The sequence below is a fragment of the Gordonia sp. KTR9 genome, assembly GCF_000143885.2.
GTDB lineage: Bacteria > Actinomycetota > Actinomycetes > Mycobacteriales > Mycobacteriaceae > Gordonia.
Map to the genome: position 1 here is coordinate 1,726,383 of NC_018581.1, position 17,921 is coordinate 1,744,303.

A 17,921-nucleotide genomic window follows, 5' to 3' on the forward strand; every position below is an offset into this window, starting at 1 on the left:
AGGACCGCCGTCCGACTCCCATGCGCGCCGACGTCACCCAATTCGGGAGCGCACCGGGGTGTGGCGGCGCGACCTGACCATGTCGCAGTGGCTCTGGCATCTCGCCGACGTGGCGATGCCTCAGGACTCGTTGACGCGAAAACGTGAACCAGCTAACATCCTGATACACGATACAAGATTTGTATTGGAGTAACGACAGGCGCCAAGCGGGCGCTCCGATCCATACCAGGAGGGGTAGTGGCTCACGTCATCACGCGCTCGTGCTGCAGTGATGCTTCGTGCGTGCCGGTTTGCCCGGTCAACTGCATCCATCCGACGCCGGAGGAACCGGGGTACGAGACCGCGGAAATGCTGTATATCGATCCCGACGCTTGTATTGACTGTGGCGCTTGTGTCGATGTGTGCCCGGTGACGGCGATCGTGGCCGATTTCGATCTCACTGAGGTCACCGAGCCTTACGAGCGGATCAATGCCGCGTACTACGGCGGCCCGGGTATCGCGGCGACCGACACCGCTCCGTCGCCAGGAGGTAGGACGATGCAGGCCGCATCGAGCGGCCAGCCTCTGCCTTTGCGCGTTGCGATCGTCGGCTCGGGGCCAGCGGGTATGTACGCCGCCGAGGATCTGGTGCTCCGCCGCGACGTGCGAGCAGAAGTGAACGTGTTCGAGCGGTTGCCGATGCCTTGGGGGCTTGTGCGCTACGGGGTGGCCCCAGATCATCAGGACACCAAGGCGGTTACCACGACGTTCGCGCGCACCGCTGCTCGCGCCTCGGTCACGATGTTTCTCAATGTTGAGATCGGCGAACACATCAGTCATAGCGAACTTCTTGATCATCATGACGCAGTCATTTACGCGGTTGGGGCGGGGTCCTCTCGATCTCTTGGAATCGAGGGCGAGCAACTGCCGGGAAGCCACGGAGCGTCTGACTTCGTCGCCTGGTACAACGGGCACCCGTATGCCGCTTCCAAGCAGTTCGATCTATCGGGCGAGCGCGCGGTGATAATCGGCAATGGGAATGTAGCGATCGATGTTGCGCGCCTGCTTCTCTCTGAACCAGAAATACTCGAGCGCACAGACATGGCTCGCCACGCCGTCCGAGCGATATCAGACAGCGAAATCACCGAGGTTCAGGTCATCGCTCGACGAGGGCCAGATGTAGCAGCCTTCACATACTCGGAACTGCTGGCGCTGAGTCAGCGCCGGGACTTTGACACGTTGGTGGACCTGTCGGTCGAGGAAATCGACGAGTATTTCACTCGGGCCGAGTCAGCAGAGGCCGACCACGCAACTCTCGCCAAGCTCGCGTTGTTGCGCGAGTTGGCGGCGCGTGACGAAGAACCAGGACGAAAGCGAATCTTGCTCCGGTTCAACACCCGGCCGGTCGAGATATATGGCGAGACCAGCGTTGAGGGAGTTCGGCTCACGACTAACCACTCCATGCAGGCGAGTGACTCTCAAGAGCAGAATGTTTCGTGCTGTTTGGTGCTCCGCTCAATCGGATACCAAGGCGAATCGATTAAAAACCTGCCGGCCGATCCCGTCACCAAAGTTCTGAAGAACACCGGTGGTGTTGTAGACGCCACTGAGGATGGGGTATCAGAGGGCGTGTACGCGGTCGGATGGATAAAGCGGGGCCCAAAGGGCGTGATCGGGACCAATAAAAAGTGCTCGCAAAACACCGTTGAACGACTGATCGACAACCACAAGAATGGACTGCATACGGATCCGATTGGTTCACAAGCAGACCTCGTGGATCTAGTTTCAGAGCGACAGCCGAACTGGCTGCGCATGTCCGATGCAGACCGGATCGACGGTCATGAGCGGGCGGCCGGGCGTTCGCAAGGATGTCCGCGAATCAAAATCGTCGATGTCGATGAGATGGTCGAGGTGGCACAAAGTGCCACAGCAGTGCTTACCCGCAGATGAGCCCTCCGCCGCATGCCGTGATCAAGACAGTTCTAGTCCCATTTAATGTAACCAAACTCAGAAGGAGTGGCTGTGAAATCAGCTGACGACATCCTGAAGTCGATTGATCTGCACGATCCTGAACAGCTTCCAAACATGTTCGAGGCGCTACACAAGGCTCGCGAAGGTGGGTGTCCGTTCCCTCATGCCGAGGTTGACGGAGGCTATTACGTGGCGACACGTTACGACGACGTCAAAGCGATTGCTGAACAGCCCAACGTTTTCAGTAGTGCGGATCCCGCGGTGCGCGGTCTACCAGTCAGTCTCGCGCCGCTCGATCTCGATCCCCCTCTTCACCGTGACTTCCGCAAATTCCTGAACAAGTATTTTTCTCGGAATTATCTCCTTCGCTACGAGCCCGATCTCCGACGAATCGGTGTCGACTTGGTCGAGAAGATCAAAGAAAAGCTTGCAACCGACGGCCAATTCGAATTCGTGCGTGATTTCGCGATTCCGTTCACATCTGCGGCGCTTGCACGCGTCGTCTTTGCGACCGACGACGCCAATGTCACAGCGCGAGCCGTCGAGGCCGTAGAGAAGGCTGCAACCGAGGCCACGCCGGAAGCATTCTTCGAGATTGCGATGATCGCCGGCGAACTTCTCGCGGAGGTAGAAGCCGGTAACCCGGAGGAGCGCGACGATGTGCTCGGGGCACTGGTCACGGCCACCGTCGAGGACGGACGACCACTGACCGATGGTGAACGCCTCGGTGTGGTATCAGCTTTGCTGGCAGGTGGCCTCGATACCACCCGTAGCGCGATGTCGAACATCGGCTACCACCTCGCAGCCAATCCGAATGTCGAAGACCGCCTGCGTGATCCGGATTGGTGGAAGTCCGATCTCGACGAGTTCCTGCGACTCGAACCCACAGTGTCCTTTATGGCACGAACCGTCACGGAAGATGTCACTGTCAACGGACAGGAGTTCGCCAAGGGTGACCGGGTTGTGCTCCACTACCTGTCGGCAAACCGCGACCAGAGTCACTTCGATGATGCGGATGAACTCGTCTTCGACCGACTGAGCAGCCCGCACGTGGCCTTCGGCGTCGGCATCCACCGCTGCCTCGGATCCCACTTCGCGCGACTGCAACTCGATATCGCCTTCGACGTCCTTCTCGATGCGTTCGAGAAGTTTGAGCTGGTTACGCCGGGCGAGTCAGTCTCTCGACAGGTCGGGATCAGTTACAGCTCCGTCGAGAGCGTCCTCGTCAAATGTTCGATTCGGTCCGCGGAATAAAAGAGAGAGAAAAATGACTTCGTCAACCACTGACGCGTTGGTTAGAGAGAACTCGCCGGAGATCGTCGTCGGCACCGAGCGCCCTGACGTGGTCTCACCGGCAACGGAATTGCGATCGCGCGCGGTTCTGGACCCGGACTTCGAGTTCATCCGTTCGGGAGCCGGGAAAAGCCATACCTTCGGCAGCCTGGACGAGCGATCCGACGCGATCGCGACAGGCCTGACCTCCTTGGGGTTGTCGAAGGGTGACCGACTCGCGATTGTTCTGCCGACGTGCGTCGAATACATCGAGCTCATTTTCGCCTGTGCCAAGCTCGGAGTGATCTTCGTACCGCTCAACATCTACCTCAAGGGCGAGTTTCTGGCGCATCAGCTGGTGACGAGCGGGGCCACGGTCATCGTCGGAGATGCCGCCGCGATGCGGTCGGTCAACAACATCGAGTGGGCCGGCCGCGAGCGACCATCGGCTGTTCGAGTGCTCGTAGGTGAGCCGGAAGATGAAGCCACCCAGGGTGGGCTGGTGGCTTACGAATCGCTGGCCGAACACGGTTCGGATGTCCCAGCGGTTGATGTCGCGCCGAACGATCTGATGAGCCTGATGTTCACATCGGGAACAACCGGGTTGTCGAAGGCGTGCAAGCTCTCGCATGCATACTACTTCCAGGTCGCTCGGATGTATATCGCCGCGGAGTGGGTTGCCTCAGGCGATCGCATCATGACAGCGCTACCGCTCTACCACGCCGGCGGACAGATCGCAGTGTTGATGTCAGCACTGTTCTCACGGTCGTCGGTCACATTGGTTCCGACCTTCAGCGCTTCCAACTTCATGCGACAAGCACACGAAGAAGGCGCTACGTCCATCTGGGGTGTTGCGGCAATGGCTGCAGCGGTGCTCGCGCAACCAGAGGCTGAGGACCCTGACATGCATGGCCAGTTGCGGGTAGCAGTATGGATTCCGTTGGACAAAGACCGGCAGGAGAACTTCGAGCGCCGTTTCGGTACGAGGGTTGTCTGTGACGGCTACGGCCAGACAGAGGCTACCGCCATCACCCTGAACCCGGTCAGTGCGCCGAGGCAGATTGGTTCGCTCGGATTCCCGGCGAGCCTGATCGACGTGCGGATCGTGGATGGCATGGACAACGAGCTTGCTGCCGGCGAAGTCGGGGAGTTCGCGATTCGTCCATTGGCCCCCGGAGCGATCTTCTCCGGTTACTGGCAGAACGACGCGGCCACAGTGGAAGCAACCACCAACATGTGGTATCACACCGGAGATTACGGACGGAAGCGGAACGACGGCGCTTTCGAATTCGTCGACCGCAAGCGGGATGCGCTCCGCCGCCGAGGCGAGAATGTGTCATCGATCGAGCTCGAAGCCTCGATTCGTCGCCACCCTCTCATCGACGAGGTCGCAGTCCACGGAGTGCCGTCGGCGATGGCGGAGGACGACATCAAGGCGTGCATCGTCGCCAAGGGCGAGAAGCCAGAGCCGAGCGAACTACTCGAATTCTTCGAGCAGAATCTTCCGTACTTCGGAGTTCCGCGGTATGTCGAGTTCATCGACTCCCTACCGGTGAACAGCGTCGGTCGCGTACTCAAGCACCAGCTTCGTGAAGTCGGGATCGGCGCGGACACCATCGACCTCACGGGTGATCGTCGCACGGCGGGCAAGGACCGACGTCGGTGACGGCCCCGACCGAGAACGTACCCGGGCGCCGAAGCCGCGCCCAGACCAATTATCAGGAGTTCCCATGCAGATGATCCTCGGCGGCGAAACCGTCAAGAGCGCAGCTACTTTCGAGGTGCTGAATCCAGCAACCGGCGAGGTATATGCCCACGCCCCGGAGTGCACAGCCGAGCAACTGGACTTGGCGATGTCCGCTGCGTCGGACGCTCAGAAGACATGGGCGGCCGACGAGACCTTGCGGCGCGAGAAGTTGCAAGAATTCTCCGGGGCGATGATGGATGCCGCACCCGAGATCGCCGAGATTCTCGCAGAGGAGAATGGTAAGACCCTCGACCTCGGCGGGGTCGAGGCGCTGACGGGGGCGGCTTGGCTGGACTACTTCGCCAACTTCGAGCGTGAAACCGTGGTCGTCCGAGACGACGATGATGCGCATACCGAGGTAGTGCGACGACCACTCGGGGTGGTATCCGCGATCACGCCTTGGAATGTTCCGGTGGCGATGGCCTTCTTCAAGATCGCGCCCGCACTGCGAGCGGGAAACACGATAGTTCTCAAGCCTTCACCGTTCACGCCCATGTCCTCGTTGAGAGTCGGTGAGATCGCCAACGAGATCCTACCTCCCGGCGTTCTCAACGTCGTGACCGGCGGGGACGAGCTCGGGGCGATGATGACCAAGCACCCGGTGCCGCGCAAGGTGTCCTTCACGGGTTCGGTTGCCGCGGGCAAGCTCGTCTACCAGTCAGCTGCTGCCGATTTGAAGCGGGTCACGCTCGAACTCGGTGGCAATGACGCCGCGATACTGCTCGACGATGCGAACCCTGCTGAAATCGCGGAAGCACTATTCTGGGGTGCGTTCTTCAATAACGGACAGGGTTGCATCCTGATCAAACGCTTGTACGTACCGGAATCACTCCACGCTGAGACGGTCGAAGCGCTCGCCGAGATCGCCAAGAACGTGGTGGTGGGCGATCCGACTGCAGAAGAGACGCAACTGGGCTCGCTGGCGAACGATCCTCAACTGCGACGTGTGACCGATCTCGTTGATCGCAGCCTCTCCGAAGGAGCCACCGCTGTGACCGGGGGCAAGCCGGTGGAAGGCGCGGGAGCATTCTACGAGCCGACGATTATGACCAACGCCTGGGACGGCATGCCGATTGTCGATGAGGAGCAGTTCGGCCCAGTGCTTCCAGTGATTCCGTATCAGAACCTCGAGGACGTCGTGTCTACGGTGAATCGGGGCATGTACGGGCTGGGCGGATCGGTCTGGTCGGCTGATCCCGAACGCGCTGAGGCAATTGCGACGACGCTTGAGGTTGGAACGGCGTGGGTGAACTCACACGCGGTCTTGTCCACCGACGCGCCGTTCGGCGGCGTCAAATGGAGTGGTCTCGGAATTGAACACGGGCACTGGGGGCTCGACGACTTCTCCGCGATTCAGGTGGTGCACCGCAACAAGGGCGTGTCCAGGCCGGGCGCGCTCTGATCGGCGATGCCGGCTGGCATTGCCCACGCCCCTCACAAACTGCGAATCGTTAAAACCTTTTAGAGGAAGAGAAGTGATATGACAGTGTTCGCGACATCAGAAGAGGCCGCAGAAGTACTAGGCCGCTTCATCGAGCAGGTTGCAGTTGACACGGAACTCAAAGACAAGTGGGTGTCGAGCGGAGTGGCGTTCCGCATGAATTACTCCGATCCCGAGTTGATCATCGTGCTGGACGCCACCCAGGATCCTCCGCAAGTCCGGCAAGGCAAGGATGCGGCCGATTCGGATGTGGCGATCGATCTCTTCATGACCGCTGACAACGGCCACGAGTTCTGGCGTGGCGAATTGAACGTTCCGATGGCTCTCGCGCGCAGGAAGATCAAGGTTCAGGGCCCGGTGGGTTCTCTGCTCAAGCTTCTTCCGGCGATGCAGCCGGCGTTTGGAAAGTACAACGACTACCTGCGTGACAGGAACTTCAGCGCCTGAACCGCAACGGCGATGACGCGAGCCTGCGTGATCGCCAAGACATAAGTGACGTAAGGAGAAGACAATGGCAAGAGTCGCAGGGAAAGTAGCGTTCATCACCGGGGCCGGAATCGGCCAGGGCCGATCGCACGCGGTGCGACTGGCCGAGGAGGGCGCTGACATCATCATCACGGATGCGTGCGCGCCTATCAGCCCTGCGGTCGATTACAAGGCCGCAACCGAGGAAGATCTCGAAACTACAAAGAAGCTCGTTGAAAAGACGGGCCAGCGGTGCGTCAGCGCTATCGCAGACGTTCGCGATCGCAGCGCCATTGAATCGGCACTCGATGCGGGTATCGCAGAGTTCGGCCACCTCGACATCGTCTGCGCCAACGCCGGAATCATGACGGTTTTGGAGCACAGCTGGGACGCGACCGTCGAGGAAGTGGACGCCGTCATCGACACGAACCTCAAAGGCGCCTGGAACACAGCAGTGTGCTCGGCGAAACGAATGGCCGAGGGAAGGCGCGGCGGGTCGATCATCCTGATCTCATCGACTGCAGGTCTGAGGGGGCAGAGCCCGTATGCGAGCTACACCGGCAGCAAGCACGGTGTGGTCGGCCTGATGAAGGCGTTTGCGAATGAGTTTGCGCCTTACCGTATTCGAGTGAACACGGTTCATCCGACAGGCGTCCTCACTGAAGGCCTTGGCACCTTCAGTGAGCGGACGATCGGCGTCATCACCGCAACAGCTGCGGGGATCTCGGGTGGTACCAATGTGCTACCCGATCTTGATGCTGACCCGGACGCGGACTACGCACCGGTGCCGATGCTGATGCCGGCCGAGATCAGCAATGCGGTTCTCTGGTTGGCTAGCGAGGAGGCGCGTTACGTGACCGGAGTTTCGCTGGCCGTCGACGCCGGCAACACCGTCAAACCGTGACAACTGTGACACCGACGAAACAGACCGGGGTCCAGATTCCGGGATTCTCAGGGGCCACTGTGGGATTCGAGTCCAACGAAGATCTTAACCAGGTCGGAGCGTCGTGATGCGAGTCGATGTCGACAATTCGATGTGCCAGGGACACGGCCGGTGCTACATGCTTGCGCCCGAGGTTTTCGACATGGACGACGAAGGTCTTGCGGTGGTCACGCAGACCGAGCCCGGGACCGAGTATTTCGATGCCGTTCGAAAGGCCGAAGCGAACTGTCCCGAAGGCGCGGTCAAGGTTTCTGGCCAGTAATTCTGGCAAGGTCGCAAGAAGACTGACCAGGCGCGATCTCGATTCTAAATGTGTTCTGCGGGTTCGTCGTCTCCGTGAGACGGCGAACCCGCAGCTACGAGCGAGACGGGATACCAGTCGAGCTGCCCAAAGAGGAACAAACTGGAATCTGCAGATCGCAACGATTTTCAGCCGGCGTGGGCTAAAATGTGTGACATGCATGTGGAGGTCCAACCTCCAACATCATTCATAAGCGGTCCGAGCCAAGCTCGTTACCGATGGCAGCTGACGGTGATCGCCGACGTCCAGACAGTGCTATGTAAAGAACTCGGAGCAAGGAGCATTACGGTGGTAGTCGTCGAACAACGAGGGCCATCGCCCACTGGCAGTTGTCGAGCGAGGCGCTGTGGGGGTGTCGTTCAATGAATACGGGTGAAACAGTCGAAGCGGACAAGATCAACCAATTTGCAACTGGTGCTCCTCAACAGCATAGCGCTCGTCGCGGCGGGGTTATTGTGAAACGCACCACCTCTCATATAGCCGAGGTGCCGACTCGGAGTCTGGCCACCTTGGGGCGCTCCGCTGACTTGTTTGTTTCAATCCTCCGCACCGCGGCGATGAGCGTCGTGCGCCGACGCGTGCCGGTGCAAGAGATCCTCGACCAGATGTGGCTGCTCCTGAAAGTCACGGCGCTGCCGGCACTTCTGATGGCGGTGCCGATCGGAGCAGAGGTATCGGTGGAGGTCGGTGGACTCATGGATCAGGTGGGCGCGAGCTCGCTTGCGGGAGCAGCAAGCGGGCTAGGGGTTGTCGGGCAGGGTGCTCCGATGGCCGCGGGCCTCCTGATGAGCGGCGCGGCCGCATCGGCAATTGCCTCAGACTTGGGGGCCCGGTCTATTCGTGAGGAGATCGAGGCGATGCGAGTGATGGGGGTCGACCCTGTCGAACGCCTTGTCATGCCCCGCTTTATCGCGATGATGCTGATCGCGCCGATGCTGTGTGTGATCATCATCGCGGCGGGCGTCGCTGCGGGATTGGTCATTTCGGCGAGGGTGACCAATGTGGTTCCAGGCAGCTTCTGGCAGTCGTTCAGTGCTTTCACATCCACAACCGATCTCACGTTCTCGATCGTCAAAGCGTTGCTATTCGCGATGATCGTCGTTGTAATTGCCGGTCTTCGAGGCTTAGAGGCGAAGGGTGGGCCCAAGGGAGTGGCCAATGCGGTCAACGCTTCAGTGGTACTCAGTGTCTTCTGCATCTTCATTACTAATCTACTCGTCAGCCAGATTCAGCTCATGTTCTTCCCAACGAGATTGGCATGACGAAGATGAATGCACCTCTTGTAACAGCTGCCGCCGACCATCCGTCTAAGTCCAGAAGTCCCTTGCGATTCGTTCGACGAATCGTCAGTTCGATTGTCGACGAAATCGGACAAATAGTGTTGTTTGTCGGCAAGACTATCTGGCTTCTGCCCAAGACAATACGCAACTACCGTCAAGCCACCTGGAAGACCATGAACGACATGGCCTGGGGAAATGGATCCCTGGTTGTTGATGGTGGCGTGCTGAGCTTGATGTTCTTCTTGGGCATAGCGGTGGGTGCCGTCGTCGCCACCCAGGCGTTCATGGCGCTCGATCTACTCGGGTTCGGTGCCTTGACGGGAATAATCGAGTCATTCGGCAACATTCGGGTGATCGCCCCGATCATCACGGGGATAGGCTTCGCCGCCCAGGCCGGCTGTCGGATGACTGCCGAGATCGGCGCAATGCGTATCTCGGAAGAAATCGATGCTACGGAGTCCATGGGTCTGCAGTCGATTCCGTTCGTGGTCGGAACGCGCGTGATCGCGGGGCTTTTGATTATTTTGCCCGGGTATCTCATGGGCCTTGTTGTCAGTTTCGTCGTCGGGGGCATCATCATCAAAGTCTTCGAGAGACAACCCCGAGGTACATACGACCACTACTTCACCCAGTTCTTGAACTGGCCTGACCTCGGAGCGTCATTGTTGAAGACCGCGGTCTTCTGCCTGGTGGTGACTCTCATCCACTGCTACTACGGCTACTTCGCGAGCGGAGGCCCCGCGGGTGTTGGGTTGGCGTCAGGCCGGGCAATTCGTGCGAGCTTGGTCGCAATTGTCGTCATGAACTTCGTTATGACCGTGATGATCTGGGGTCTGAGCCCAGACTTGACCTTCAAGGGATGAACCGATGAGCAGGACACGGCACCAGGACTTTCTTCGCGGTAGCGATGGACGTCAGTCCATTTTGGTGACCATCACCGGCCTTGTTGCCATAGTCACTATCGCACTCGTTGTGGCTGGATACACGGTGGTTCGGCCCATGGTCGTCGGCGACGACGGCATCGAGGTCGCGATTGATGTGAGCTCGGTAGGACCCGGGGTCGCCGCCGGGACGCAGGTCATGCTGCGAGGCGCCAGGGTAGGTGAGGTAGAAGCCGTAGAAGAGAAGGACGATCACACTCTGAGAATGATGGTTCGTTTGAACGATCCGAGCGTCGAGATCACCGACAGTGTGGGGGTTGACTTTCGTCCCCAGAACTACTTTGGTATCGCCGCAGTCAACCTCGAGACGAAGCACGGGGGCGCGCGTCTGACCAACGGATCGGTGCTGAATCGCACGTCTGATGTTGCCGATTACACAATGTCAACGATGCTCGAAAAAGGCTCCGAATCAATTAACGGCTCGTTGACCAATCAGATGGTCAAGTCTCTGGACAAAGTCGTCAACTACACGGACGGACTTACCCCGTTGATCGACACTGCGGTGGAGTTCGCGGACATCGTCGCACGGGAACAGGTTGAGCTGCCGGCCGACCTCCTGGCGAAGATGAACGACATTCTCGTCGTCATGCCGTCATTCAGTGGGAACGCAATTGACACCCTGAAAGTCCTGTACAACACGAAGTTCAATCAAGGCCCGGACGGCTTCAGGGTCGACGACGTCATGATGGAGCGTTCCGGGCTCGGTCTGAAGATCGCGTCAGAGGACCTGTACGGCCGTGCCGGTCGGCTCCTCGCCTCGCATAAAAATGAACTGCTACCGGGTACACAAGCAATCGGTGCGATCGTAGGAGTGCTGCCGCATTTCCTTGTGAACGGCACGGCGCTGGGTCAGATCTCGACGATTGCGCAACGTTACGATCGCGCGATGACGAAGAACCGAGAAGGAAACGTGACCCTTAATCTTCGAGTGGTACTCGACAGCCTCCCGGCAGTCACGACACCACTGTCTTTGACCGAGCTTCCGAACGGTAATGAGGGACCGCGATGAACCAGGCGCGCCACGTCGGTCTCACGTTCGGAAAGCTGCTAGTTGCCGCGGCGATTTGCACGATACTGACAGTAATTATCGTCAACGCCATCAAGGCTCCAGTAGAGGGCGAAACAAAAGACTACTCCGCGGATTTCACCGATGTCTCCGGCCTGCACGAAAACGGCGACGTACGTGTAAAGGGACTGCAGGTTGGTAAGGTCAAATCCATCGAGATGGTGCGTGTGGGCGGTGCTACTGTCGCCCGGGTCCACTTCTCGTTGGAAGAGGGCTACGAGCTCACCGAGGACAGCAGGCTGGCTGTGAAATATCAGAGTCTGACGGGTGTGCGATACCTCGACTTCACCGAGGGACCCGACGGCGGAGTCTCGGCAACTCACCTCTCGCTGGACAACACCGCCGGTGCCTTCGACATCACAGAGTTGTTCAACGGATTGCAGCCGGTCTTGGCAACGATGAGCACCGATGAGGTCAACGCCTTCACGCAGAACGCCATTATGGTTCTGCAGGGTGACGGCGGAGGTCTGAGTCCGATGATGCGAAGCGCAGAGAAGCTAGCGAGCCTGGCGAGCGATCGTCAGCAGGTGATTTCGACTCTCACCGCCAACATGTCCAGGATCGCTGAGACGATGGGCAATCGATCTCCGCAGGTAATCCAGTTCATTCAAGCTGTGCACCATACCGTTCTAGAGGCGAAGTCCGCTCTCGTAAACTTCTACAAAACAGCGGATTTCGGGCCCAAATTTGTGACTCCGCTGCACCGACTGGTGACTCAACTGGGCCTTGAGTCTGACATGGACATCGATGCGATGGTCGCTGACGTATTTCCCAACTTCGAAGAAGCGATCGAAGCAATAAGTCTGTTGCCCAATACCCTGGCAGCGATGCAGGTGGCCCCCCTTTCTCCGCGAGCTCAGCGAGGTCGGAGTGGTCCATGCGCAAACGGTGTTGCCAAGTTGCCCAGTGCGGTGACAGTTCTTCTCAACGGCAGTGAGGTGACGGTGTGCAACCCCCGATGAGACGAAAGCTGAATGGCATTTCAAAACAGATCAAGGTTGGTCTGTCGATGGTAGTGATCGCAGTTCTCGCGTTGACACTGACTGCGTACTTCTATACGAATCCACCAGGGCGCTCGACATTGGTGTTCGAGACAGACGACGCGTCGTCAATCGATGTCGGAACCGACGTACGCGTCGCCGGCATCGGTGTCGGGCAAGTCACCAAATTGCGGATCAAAGAGAATGCGGTCGAGGTACAACTCGAACTTGACTCGGAGACGTTCATCGGCGACAAGACCAGGGTTGACGTCCGCATGTTGACACCTGTCGGTGGGTACGCGGTGACTCTGATTCCGCTCGGCGATCGTCCACTGGGATCATCGGTGATCCCGGTCGACAGAGTGAGCGTTCCCTATTCGATCGGAGATGTTCTACAAGCTGCACCGACCGTTACCGATCAAGTCGAGGGTTCGACAATTGATGCAAATATCGGACAAGTCAGCAGGGCCCTTGAGCGGAACCCCGATTCAGTTGACGCGATTATCGATGGGATGGGCTCGTTGGCCACAGTGATGGACAAACAACGTTCCCAGGTGGGTCAAATTTTCGACATGACATCAAAGTACTTCGACACCTTCGATGCCAGCAAAGAAATGATCTTCGATATGATTGTTGATCTGGACTCTGTGCTGGTCACTTACAACAATACGTACTCGGGGTTCAATGAGGCGTATAGGTTGCTTGGCGACACCCTGAGCCGCCTGGTTCCGTTGGAAAAGTTCTTCCTCAATCACGAGCCGCAGTTTCGACCCGTGATTCTGGGGCTGAGTGATGCTGTAAAAGAAGCGCAGAGAAATATGAAACCAGCGATTGACACGCTTCAGCTCCTCCGTGATCGGTTGGCGGCGTGGGTGACACCTCAAGGGATGCTGGCGATGAGTGACGGTAAGCTCATGGCTTCTGACATCTGCATTCCTGTGCGGGGTGTCACGTGTTGATTCGGACAGAACGATTCGGTGGGCGACTAGCAGCCCTGGTCGCTGCCGCAGTGCTACCCATCGCCTGTGTCAGCTGCTCAGCCGAATCGGTAGACGAAGGGCCGCAGGCATTCTGCGCGGTGTTGTCGGACAGTATCGGGCTCTACGAGGGCAACGCCGTGACCCAGATGGGTTATGAGCTCGGCAGGATCGACTCGATCGAACCGACTGGCGGTCAGGTCGTGGTTCGATTCAGCGTTGACGCCGACCGCACCCTACCGTCCGACGTCCGGGTGGTCACGCGATCCAAGTCCTTGCTTGCAGACAGAAGCCTGGAGTTGGTGGGCAACTATTCAGGGGGCGAGACGTTGCGGGCGGGGTCGTGCATTCCGCGGGAGCAGACTTTCACGCCGAAGAGCATCTCCGAGATCGCCGGCTCCGCCGCCGACTTCATCGAGACCTTGGCTCCTAGTGACGGCGAGCGGAACCTTCAGGACGCGGTATCGGCGCTCTCGGTGTCTCTGTCCGGTCAAGGACCGTCTGCTCGCTCGATGATGCGGCACGCAGCACGTGCGGCGGAGAGTCCGGACAAGCTCGTCTCGGATATCGGGTCGAGCATCGAGAACATGGCGCCACTGACAGAGACGGCATTAGACCAGTGGGCAAGCATCGATCTGCTGATGAAAGAGCTTCCTGGAGTGACTGATCATGCACGTGGCCTGTGGCCTGGTGCAAAGTCACTGGTGCATGGGACGGGCGACCTGATCAAGGTGCTCACCACCGTGCAGGTGAACTATGGCGAGCTCATCTGGCCGTTGATGCACGGTCCGGTCACCCAGCTCGTCAAACTGGCCGCAACGGAATCCCAGGATATCGCCGGACTGATCGAGACAATCCCACCAGTCGCTCAGATGATGCGCCGGATGGCGGCGAGTCCTGGCCAGCTCGAGATAGCCGTGTCGCGACCCGGAACCCCTGACGGCAAGGTCGGACTTCTGGATCTCCTGCTCGGGAAGAAGAACTGATGAATCTGCGTCGTAAACGTCTTCGATTGGCCTCGTCGATCTTCATGTGTGTGGGACTTCTGATGACAACAGCGTGTTCGCTGGGCCCATCGGATCTGCCCTCTCTGGGCGGTGGGGTAAGTGGTGGCTATCAGATCAACCTGGAGTTTCCGAGCGCGTTGAATCTGCCCGATGGAGCGCATCTTGTTCTGGATGGTGTACGGATCGGCGAGGTGTCGTCGGTTGAGGTCGATGGCGACGTCGTGAATGTAACGGCCGCAGTCGAGTCCGAGAGCAGGATTCCACGTGATGTTCAGGGAATAATCCGGCAGGACACGCTCCTCGGTGACACCTATATCGCGCTGCAGTCGGGCACCGGACCGGGAACCGGTGGCTTCTTCGGACCGGAGGAGACGATCCCGGTTAGCCAGACTGTTGCACCACCTCAACTCGAGGACACGATGGCTGTTTTGGCATACTTCGTGAACGGTGGGACCATTCAGCGAATACAGGACACCATGCGACGAGTGAACCGTGTCATGCCAGCCGCCCAAGACGTCCGAAATCTGGCGTCGGTAGTCGCAACCGACCTAGACGATCTGTCCGACAACGTCGATCAGGTGGATCGGACTATTGAAGGCCTGGCCTCGACCTCAAAGAGTATAGCCGGGCATACTGGCACCCTGGCGGAGGTATTCCAGCCGCGTGAGTCTCACGCCGGCGTCTACTACTGGGAACGGTTCAGTCGCGACTTCACCGGTCACTTGAGTATTGTGCTGCCGAACGTCGGAAGCGTCTTTGAAGGCGGGCTTTGGTTGGTCCCTATGTTGAATATATTGGCTGACTCCGGCCAAGCCGTACGAAACACGTGGGACCAAGCCGCTCCGACCTCCATCGTATTGGCAGACTTTTTGCGCGAAAAAGTACTACCATTCGCGGAGAATCCACGCGTCGATATTCGTTCGGTAACTGTGGAGGGTGGGGCTGACGTAACCAAGGACGTCGAGAACGCTCTTCGAATTCTGGGAGCTGTCCGATGATCCGGGTGACGAAGACGCGTATCAGTGTGGTTGTGATGGTTGTGATGGCTGTTCTGTCGTTCTTCTATCTAGAATCGCTTGGCCTTCGTACGACTGCTCTGGAGGACAACCGGACTGCGCTTATTCAAGTGGATGACACCAACGGTGTCATCGTTGGTGCGCGCGTGCTACTGCGTGGCGTGCCGATTGGCTACGTAAAAAACATCAGTCCGTCTGCAGACGGTGTGACCGTTGAATGGGAGTACTCAGACGAGTATCAGATTCCTGTTGACAGTGTGTTCCGGATAGATAATCTCTCGGCACTGGGTGAGCCCTACGTTTCGGTGCTCCCCGCAGCAACCGATGGCCCGTATTTGGCTGACAACGCGGTGGTGAACGCGGAGCAGATAGAAGAGCCGACCTCCTTCCAAGAACTGTCGCGGCGACTTACCTTGTTGCTCGGGCAGATCGAGCCGGCCAAGGTCCGTGATGTGTTCGAGTCTCTGGACATCGCCCTGCCCGACGAACACGACGTTTTGGGGAATCTGAACTATGCCGGTGAGGTGCTCGCGTCGGAGGCTACCGCGCAGCGGGGCAGTTTCGGGCGCCTGCTGGCTGCTCTTCAACCGGTATTGATGCGATCCGCCCCGGTGGCCACTGCCCTCGGGCAGTCGGCGCCGGACCTGGTGGCAAACGGTGCTGGTCTCGCCGGTACGGCGGATGCTTACCACGGTGCAGTGCTCCGAGCCGAGCTGCCGCAGGGAATGGTCGATGCGACGCCGCTATTGATCGAGTTGCAGAAGTTCCTGGATGTGAATGCGAGCGACCTGGAAGTCATTGGGACGAACCTGCTTCCTGGTGTGCAGGCCGCTGCCGCGTCGATGCGCGCTGTGCCAGTGCCCCAGCTGCTGCGAACTGCAATGAACGCGAGCGGTGTGGAGGATGGTGCGATTGCTATTCGCCTGGCGAAACCGCCAAACTGATCAGGAAAGGTAAGTGTGTTCCGTCCGGTTCTGCTGTAACGCTCCCGGGACGGAACAACTGACAACGGCACCACCAATCAAAGAGGCACTATGAGTAACAACGGGACCGATGACAACGGCGTCACGGAGGACAACGGAGGCGGGAGGCCGGCTGGCGCTGGCAGTTCCGTCGGCAAACCCGCGGAAACCGAATCGCAAGCGATCGGTGACGGCGGGAAGCGGGGGAAGCAGCATCAAGACACGAGCGCAGCCGGAAACCAGGGTGACTCTGCCGCTGATGCGGATGCGGGTGAGGTGCGCTCGCGTACACCCGCGCGTGGTTGGACGATTCACCTTCCTGCGCCTGGTGTGAGTGGGAAGGCCCTGGTTGCGGCACTGGTCATTGTGAGTCTCGTGGCAGCGGTAGCTGTACTGGGTTGGCAACTGGTATCGACCCGTGACGAACGGGATGACTTGCGTGCGCAAGCTGCGGGTCAAGCACGTGCAGAACAAGTGTCGCTCGACTACGCAGTCGGTGCTGCGAAAATGAAGTTTGATGACTTGGATTCATGGCGTGAGCGATTGACGAAGAACACAAATTCCGATCTCACGAAACGGCTCAATGCCGCTGCAGATTCAATGGAGCAGATCGTCAAACCGCTCCAGTGGGTCTCGACTGCAGAGCCGATAGCTGCGAAGACGAGTTCGGAGTCCGATGGGATATACAAGGTGAACTGTTTTGTTGCAGTGAATACGAAAAACAGCCAGTCACCTGATGGAATCGAATCGACTGCGACTTATGAATTGACCATCGACAGTCGTGATAATTGGATAATCACCGACATCGGGGGCGTTGACTCGTCTCTGCCCAAGCAAGCAGGTCCGCAAGACCAGCTACCGCCACCCTGATTCGTCTGAGCGACAAATGCGCCATGCGTTGACTACCGTCGGGTTCGCGCCGAGATATATGTGATTCGAGCGGATCGTAGTTCGCCAGAAGTGGGTCGTGTCAGTGCAGTTGCAGGTCTGCTGAAAGGGTACGACGACGTAAGCACCATCCGCGGTTCCCGGTTCGGTCCCGTCCACCACGCACGTACACCTCGCCGCCATGCTGATCGGCGTATGCGTGCTGACTTCAGTGGCACCCAAGCCGTTGGCGAGATCATTCCCGACGAAATCCCGGGCGACCCCGGACCCTGACCTACGCCTCGGACCCTGACCTACGCCTCTGGAATCGCAGAGAGAGGTCCTGGGCGCAGCGCTTCTCGCGCCGAAGACCCGGCGAGCCGGTTCAGGGCATTGCGCGATAGTGAGTGCGTTCGTCTGGAGTCCGATGTCCAAGCGCTTATGACACTGCGGTACGGCCCATCCGGGCGCGTTGTCGTCGAGGCAGCCGGAAAGGATGATGTTGTCGCCGACGAGCAGTTTGACAACCTGCTCCGGCGCGATCGCCCGACATCTCTTCGCCAGGCTTCTCCTGTGCGGGCACACGGATTCCGAGGAGTTCGTCGCCGTCCCCGTTTCCGCCGCGGTCGTGCCTGGAAGAAGGCGACCTGTCCGAGCGGCGGCTGTGAGTCGGCCACCTCGGCTGCCGCGTCGCGCACCCGCGCGG

Annotated in this window: 16 protein-coding genes; all 16 read left to right on the forward strand. The window is 59.0% G+C overall.

Going from position 1 to position 17,921, the window contains the following annotated elements:
- Positions 1-237 precede the first annotated feature (237 nt).
- The 16 genes from KTR9_RS08675 to KTR9_RS26875 all read left to right on the forward strand — a co-directional run bounded on the left by KTR9_RS08675 (position 238) and on the right by KTR9_RS26875 (position 17,218).
- On the forward strand, positions 238-1,929 hold the full coding sequence (locus KTR9_RS08675; RefSeq protein ID WP_014926072.1) for an FAD-dependent oxidoreductase: 1,692 nt from the start codon (positions 238-240) through the stop codon (positions 1,927-1,929).
- A 72-nt stretch (positions 1,930-2,001) separates the two neighbouring features.
- Positions 2,002-3,204 carry a cytochrome P450 gene (locus KTR9_RS08680; protein ID WP_238554072.1) on the forward strand — a complete coding sequence of 401 codons (1,203 nt, stop codon included), beginning with the start codon at positions 2,002-2,004 and terminating at the stop codon, positions 3,202-3,204.
- Positions 3,086-4,888 carry an AMP-binding protein gene (locus KTR9_RS08685; RefSeq protein WP_148281170.1) on the forward strand — a complete coding sequence of 601 codons (1,803 nt, stop codon included), beginning with the start codon at positions 3,086-3,088 and terminating at the stop codon, positions 4,886-4,888. The genes KTR9_RS08680 and KTR9_RS08685 overlap by 119 nt, the downstream gene beginning before the upstream one ends.
- A 64-nt stretch (positions 4,889-4,952) precedes the next feature.
- Complete coding sequence (locus tag KTR9_RS08690; RefSeq protein WP_014926075.1) at positions 4,953-6,371, forward strand: aldehyde dehydrogenase family protein; 1,419 nt, start codon at positions 4,953-4,955, stop codon at positions 6,369-6,371.
- A gap of 78 nt (positions 6,372-6,449) precedes the next feature.
- Positions 6,450-6,857 carry a hypothetical protein gene (locus KTR9_RS08695; RefSeq protein WP_014926076.1) on the forward strand — a complete coding sequence of 136 codons (408 nt, stop codon included), beginning with the start codon at positions 6,450-6,452 and terminating at the stop codon, positions 6,855-6,857.
- A gap of 64 nt (positions 6,858-6,921) precedes the next feature.
- A complete protein-coding gene (locus tag KTR9_RS08700; protein WP_014926077.1) occupies positions 6,922-7,779 on the forward strand; it encodes a mycofactocin-coupled SDR family oxidoreductase in 858 nt (285 codons plus the stop codon).
- Between the two features lie 106 nt (positions 7,780-7,885).
- Positions 7,886-8,080 (forward strand): ferredoxin, encoded by a 195-nt coding sequence (locus tag KTR9_RS08705; RefSeq protein ID WP_044506299.1) that lies wholly within the window; start codon positions 7,886-7,888, stop codon positions 8,078-8,080.
- 401 nt (positions 8,081-8,481) lie between these two features.
- Positions 8,482-9,381, forward strand: a complete 900-nt coding sequence (locus KTR9_RS08710; protein ID WP_014926080.1) for an MlaE family ABC transporter permease — start codon at positions 8,482-8,484, stop codon at positions 9,379-9,381.
- A 5-nt stretch (positions 9,382-9,386) separates the two neighbouring features.
- Positions 9,387-10,262, forward strand: a complete 876-nt coding sequence (locus tag KTR9_RS08715; protein WP_014926081.1) for an MlaE family ABC transporter permease — start codon at positions 9,387-9,389, stop codon at positions 10,260-10,262.
- Positions 10,263-10,326: 64 nt separating this feature from the next.
- Positions 10,327-11,349, forward strand: coding sequence for an MlaD family protein (locus KTR9_RS08720; protein WP_148281171.1), 1,023 nt, complete (start codon positions 10,327-10,329; stop codon positions 11,347-11,349).
- Positions 11,346-12,368: an MlaD family protein gene (locus KTR9_RS08725; RefSeq protein WP_014926083.1), complete on the forward strand. Its 1,023-nt coding sequence runs from the start codon at positions 11,346-11,348 to the stop codon at positions 12,366-12,368. The genes KTR9_RS08720 and KTR9_RS08725 overlap by 4 nt, the downstream gene beginning before the upstream one ends.
- Positions 12,365-13,345 (forward strand): MlaD family protein, encoded by a 981-nt coding sequence (locus KTR9_RS08730; RefSeq protein WP_044506302.1) that lies wholly within the window; start codon positions 12,365-12,367, stop codon positions 13,343-13,345. Before KTR9_RS08725 ends, KTR9_RS08730 begins: the two co-directional genes overlap by 4 nt.
- 50 nt (positions 13,346-13,395) lie before the next feature.
- A complete protein-coding gene (locus KTR9_RS08735; protein WP_238554075.1) occupies positions 13,396-14,349 on the forward strand; it encodes an MlaD family protein in 954 nt (317 codons plus the stop codon).
- Positions 14,349-15,368: an MlaD family protein gene (locus KTR9_RS08740; protein ID WP_014926086.1), complete on the forward strand. Its 1,020-nt coding sequence runs from the start codon at positions 14,349-14,351 to the stop codon at positions 15,366-15,368. Before KTR9_RS08735 ends, KTR9_RS08740 begins: the two co-directional genes overlap by 1 nt.
- The gene (locus KTR9_RS08745; RefSeq protein WP_014926087.1) at positions 15,365-16,330 is read left to right on the forward strand and encodes an MlaD family protein; all 966 of its coding nucleotides are present in this window, start codon (positions 15,365-15,367) and stop codon (positions 16,328-16,330) included. Before KTR9_RS08740 ends, KTR9_RS08745 begins: the two co-directional genes overlap by 4 nt.
- 393 nt (positions 16,331-16,723) lie before the next feature.
- Positions 16,724-17,218, forward strand: a complete 495-nt coding sequence (locus KTR9_RS26875) for a hypothetical protein (protein ID WP_238554076.1) — start codon at positions 16,724-16,726, stop codon at positions 17,216-17,218.
- Positions 17,219-17,921: the final 703 nt, after the last annotated feature.

What these genes read in the sequence shown, in the direction of transcription:
- KTR9_RS08730 (WP_044506302.1), top strand. Translation starts at nt 12,365, where the DNA reads ATGAGACGAAAGCTGAATGGCATTTCAAAACAGATCAAGGTTGGTCTG.
- KTR9_RS08695 (WP_014926076.1), top strand. Translation starts at nt 6,450, where the DNA reads ATGACAGTGTTCGCGACATCAGAAGAGGCCGCAGAAGTACTAGGCCGC.
- KTR9_RS08700 (WP_014926077.1), top strand. Translation starts at nt 6,922, where the DNA reads ATGGCAAGAGTCGCAGGGAAAGTAGCGTTCATCACCGGGGCCGGAATC.
- KTR9_RS08710 (WP_014926080.1), top strand. Translation starts at nt 8,482, where the DNA reads ATGAATACGGGTGAAACAGTCGAAGCGGACAAGATCAACCAATTTGCA.
- KTR9_RS08725 (WP_014926083.1), top strand. Translation starts at nt 11,346, where the DNA reads ATGAACCAGGCGCGCCACGTCGGTCTCACGTTCGGAAAGCTGCTAGTT.
- KTR9_RS08705 (WP_044506299.1), top strand. Translation starts at nt 7,886, where the DNA reads ATGCGAGTCGATGTCGACAATTCGATGTGCCAGGGACACGGCCGGTGC.
- KTR9_RS08740 (WP_014926086.1), top strand. Translation starts at nt 14,349, where the DNA reads ATGAATCTGCGTCGTAAACGTCTTCGATTGGCCTCGTCGATCTTCATG.
- KTR9_RS08690 (WP_014926075.1), top strand. Translation starts at nt 4,953, where the DNA reads ATGCAGATGATCCTCGGCGGCGAAACCGTCAAGAGCGCAGCTACTTTC.
- KTR9_RS08745 (WP_014926087.1), top strand. Translation starts at nt 15,365, where the DNA reads ATGATCCGGGTGACGAAGACGCGTATCAGTGTGGTTGTGATGGTTGTG.
- KTR9_RS08685 (WP_148281170.1), top strand. Translation starts at nt 3,086, where the DNA reads ATGCGTTCGAGAAGTTTGAGCTGGTTACGCCGGGCGAGTCAGTCTCTC.
- KTR9_RS08715 (WP_014926081.1), top strand. Translation starts at nt 9,387, where the DNA reads ATGAATGCACCTCTTGTAACAGCTGCCGCCGACCATCCGTCTAAGTCC.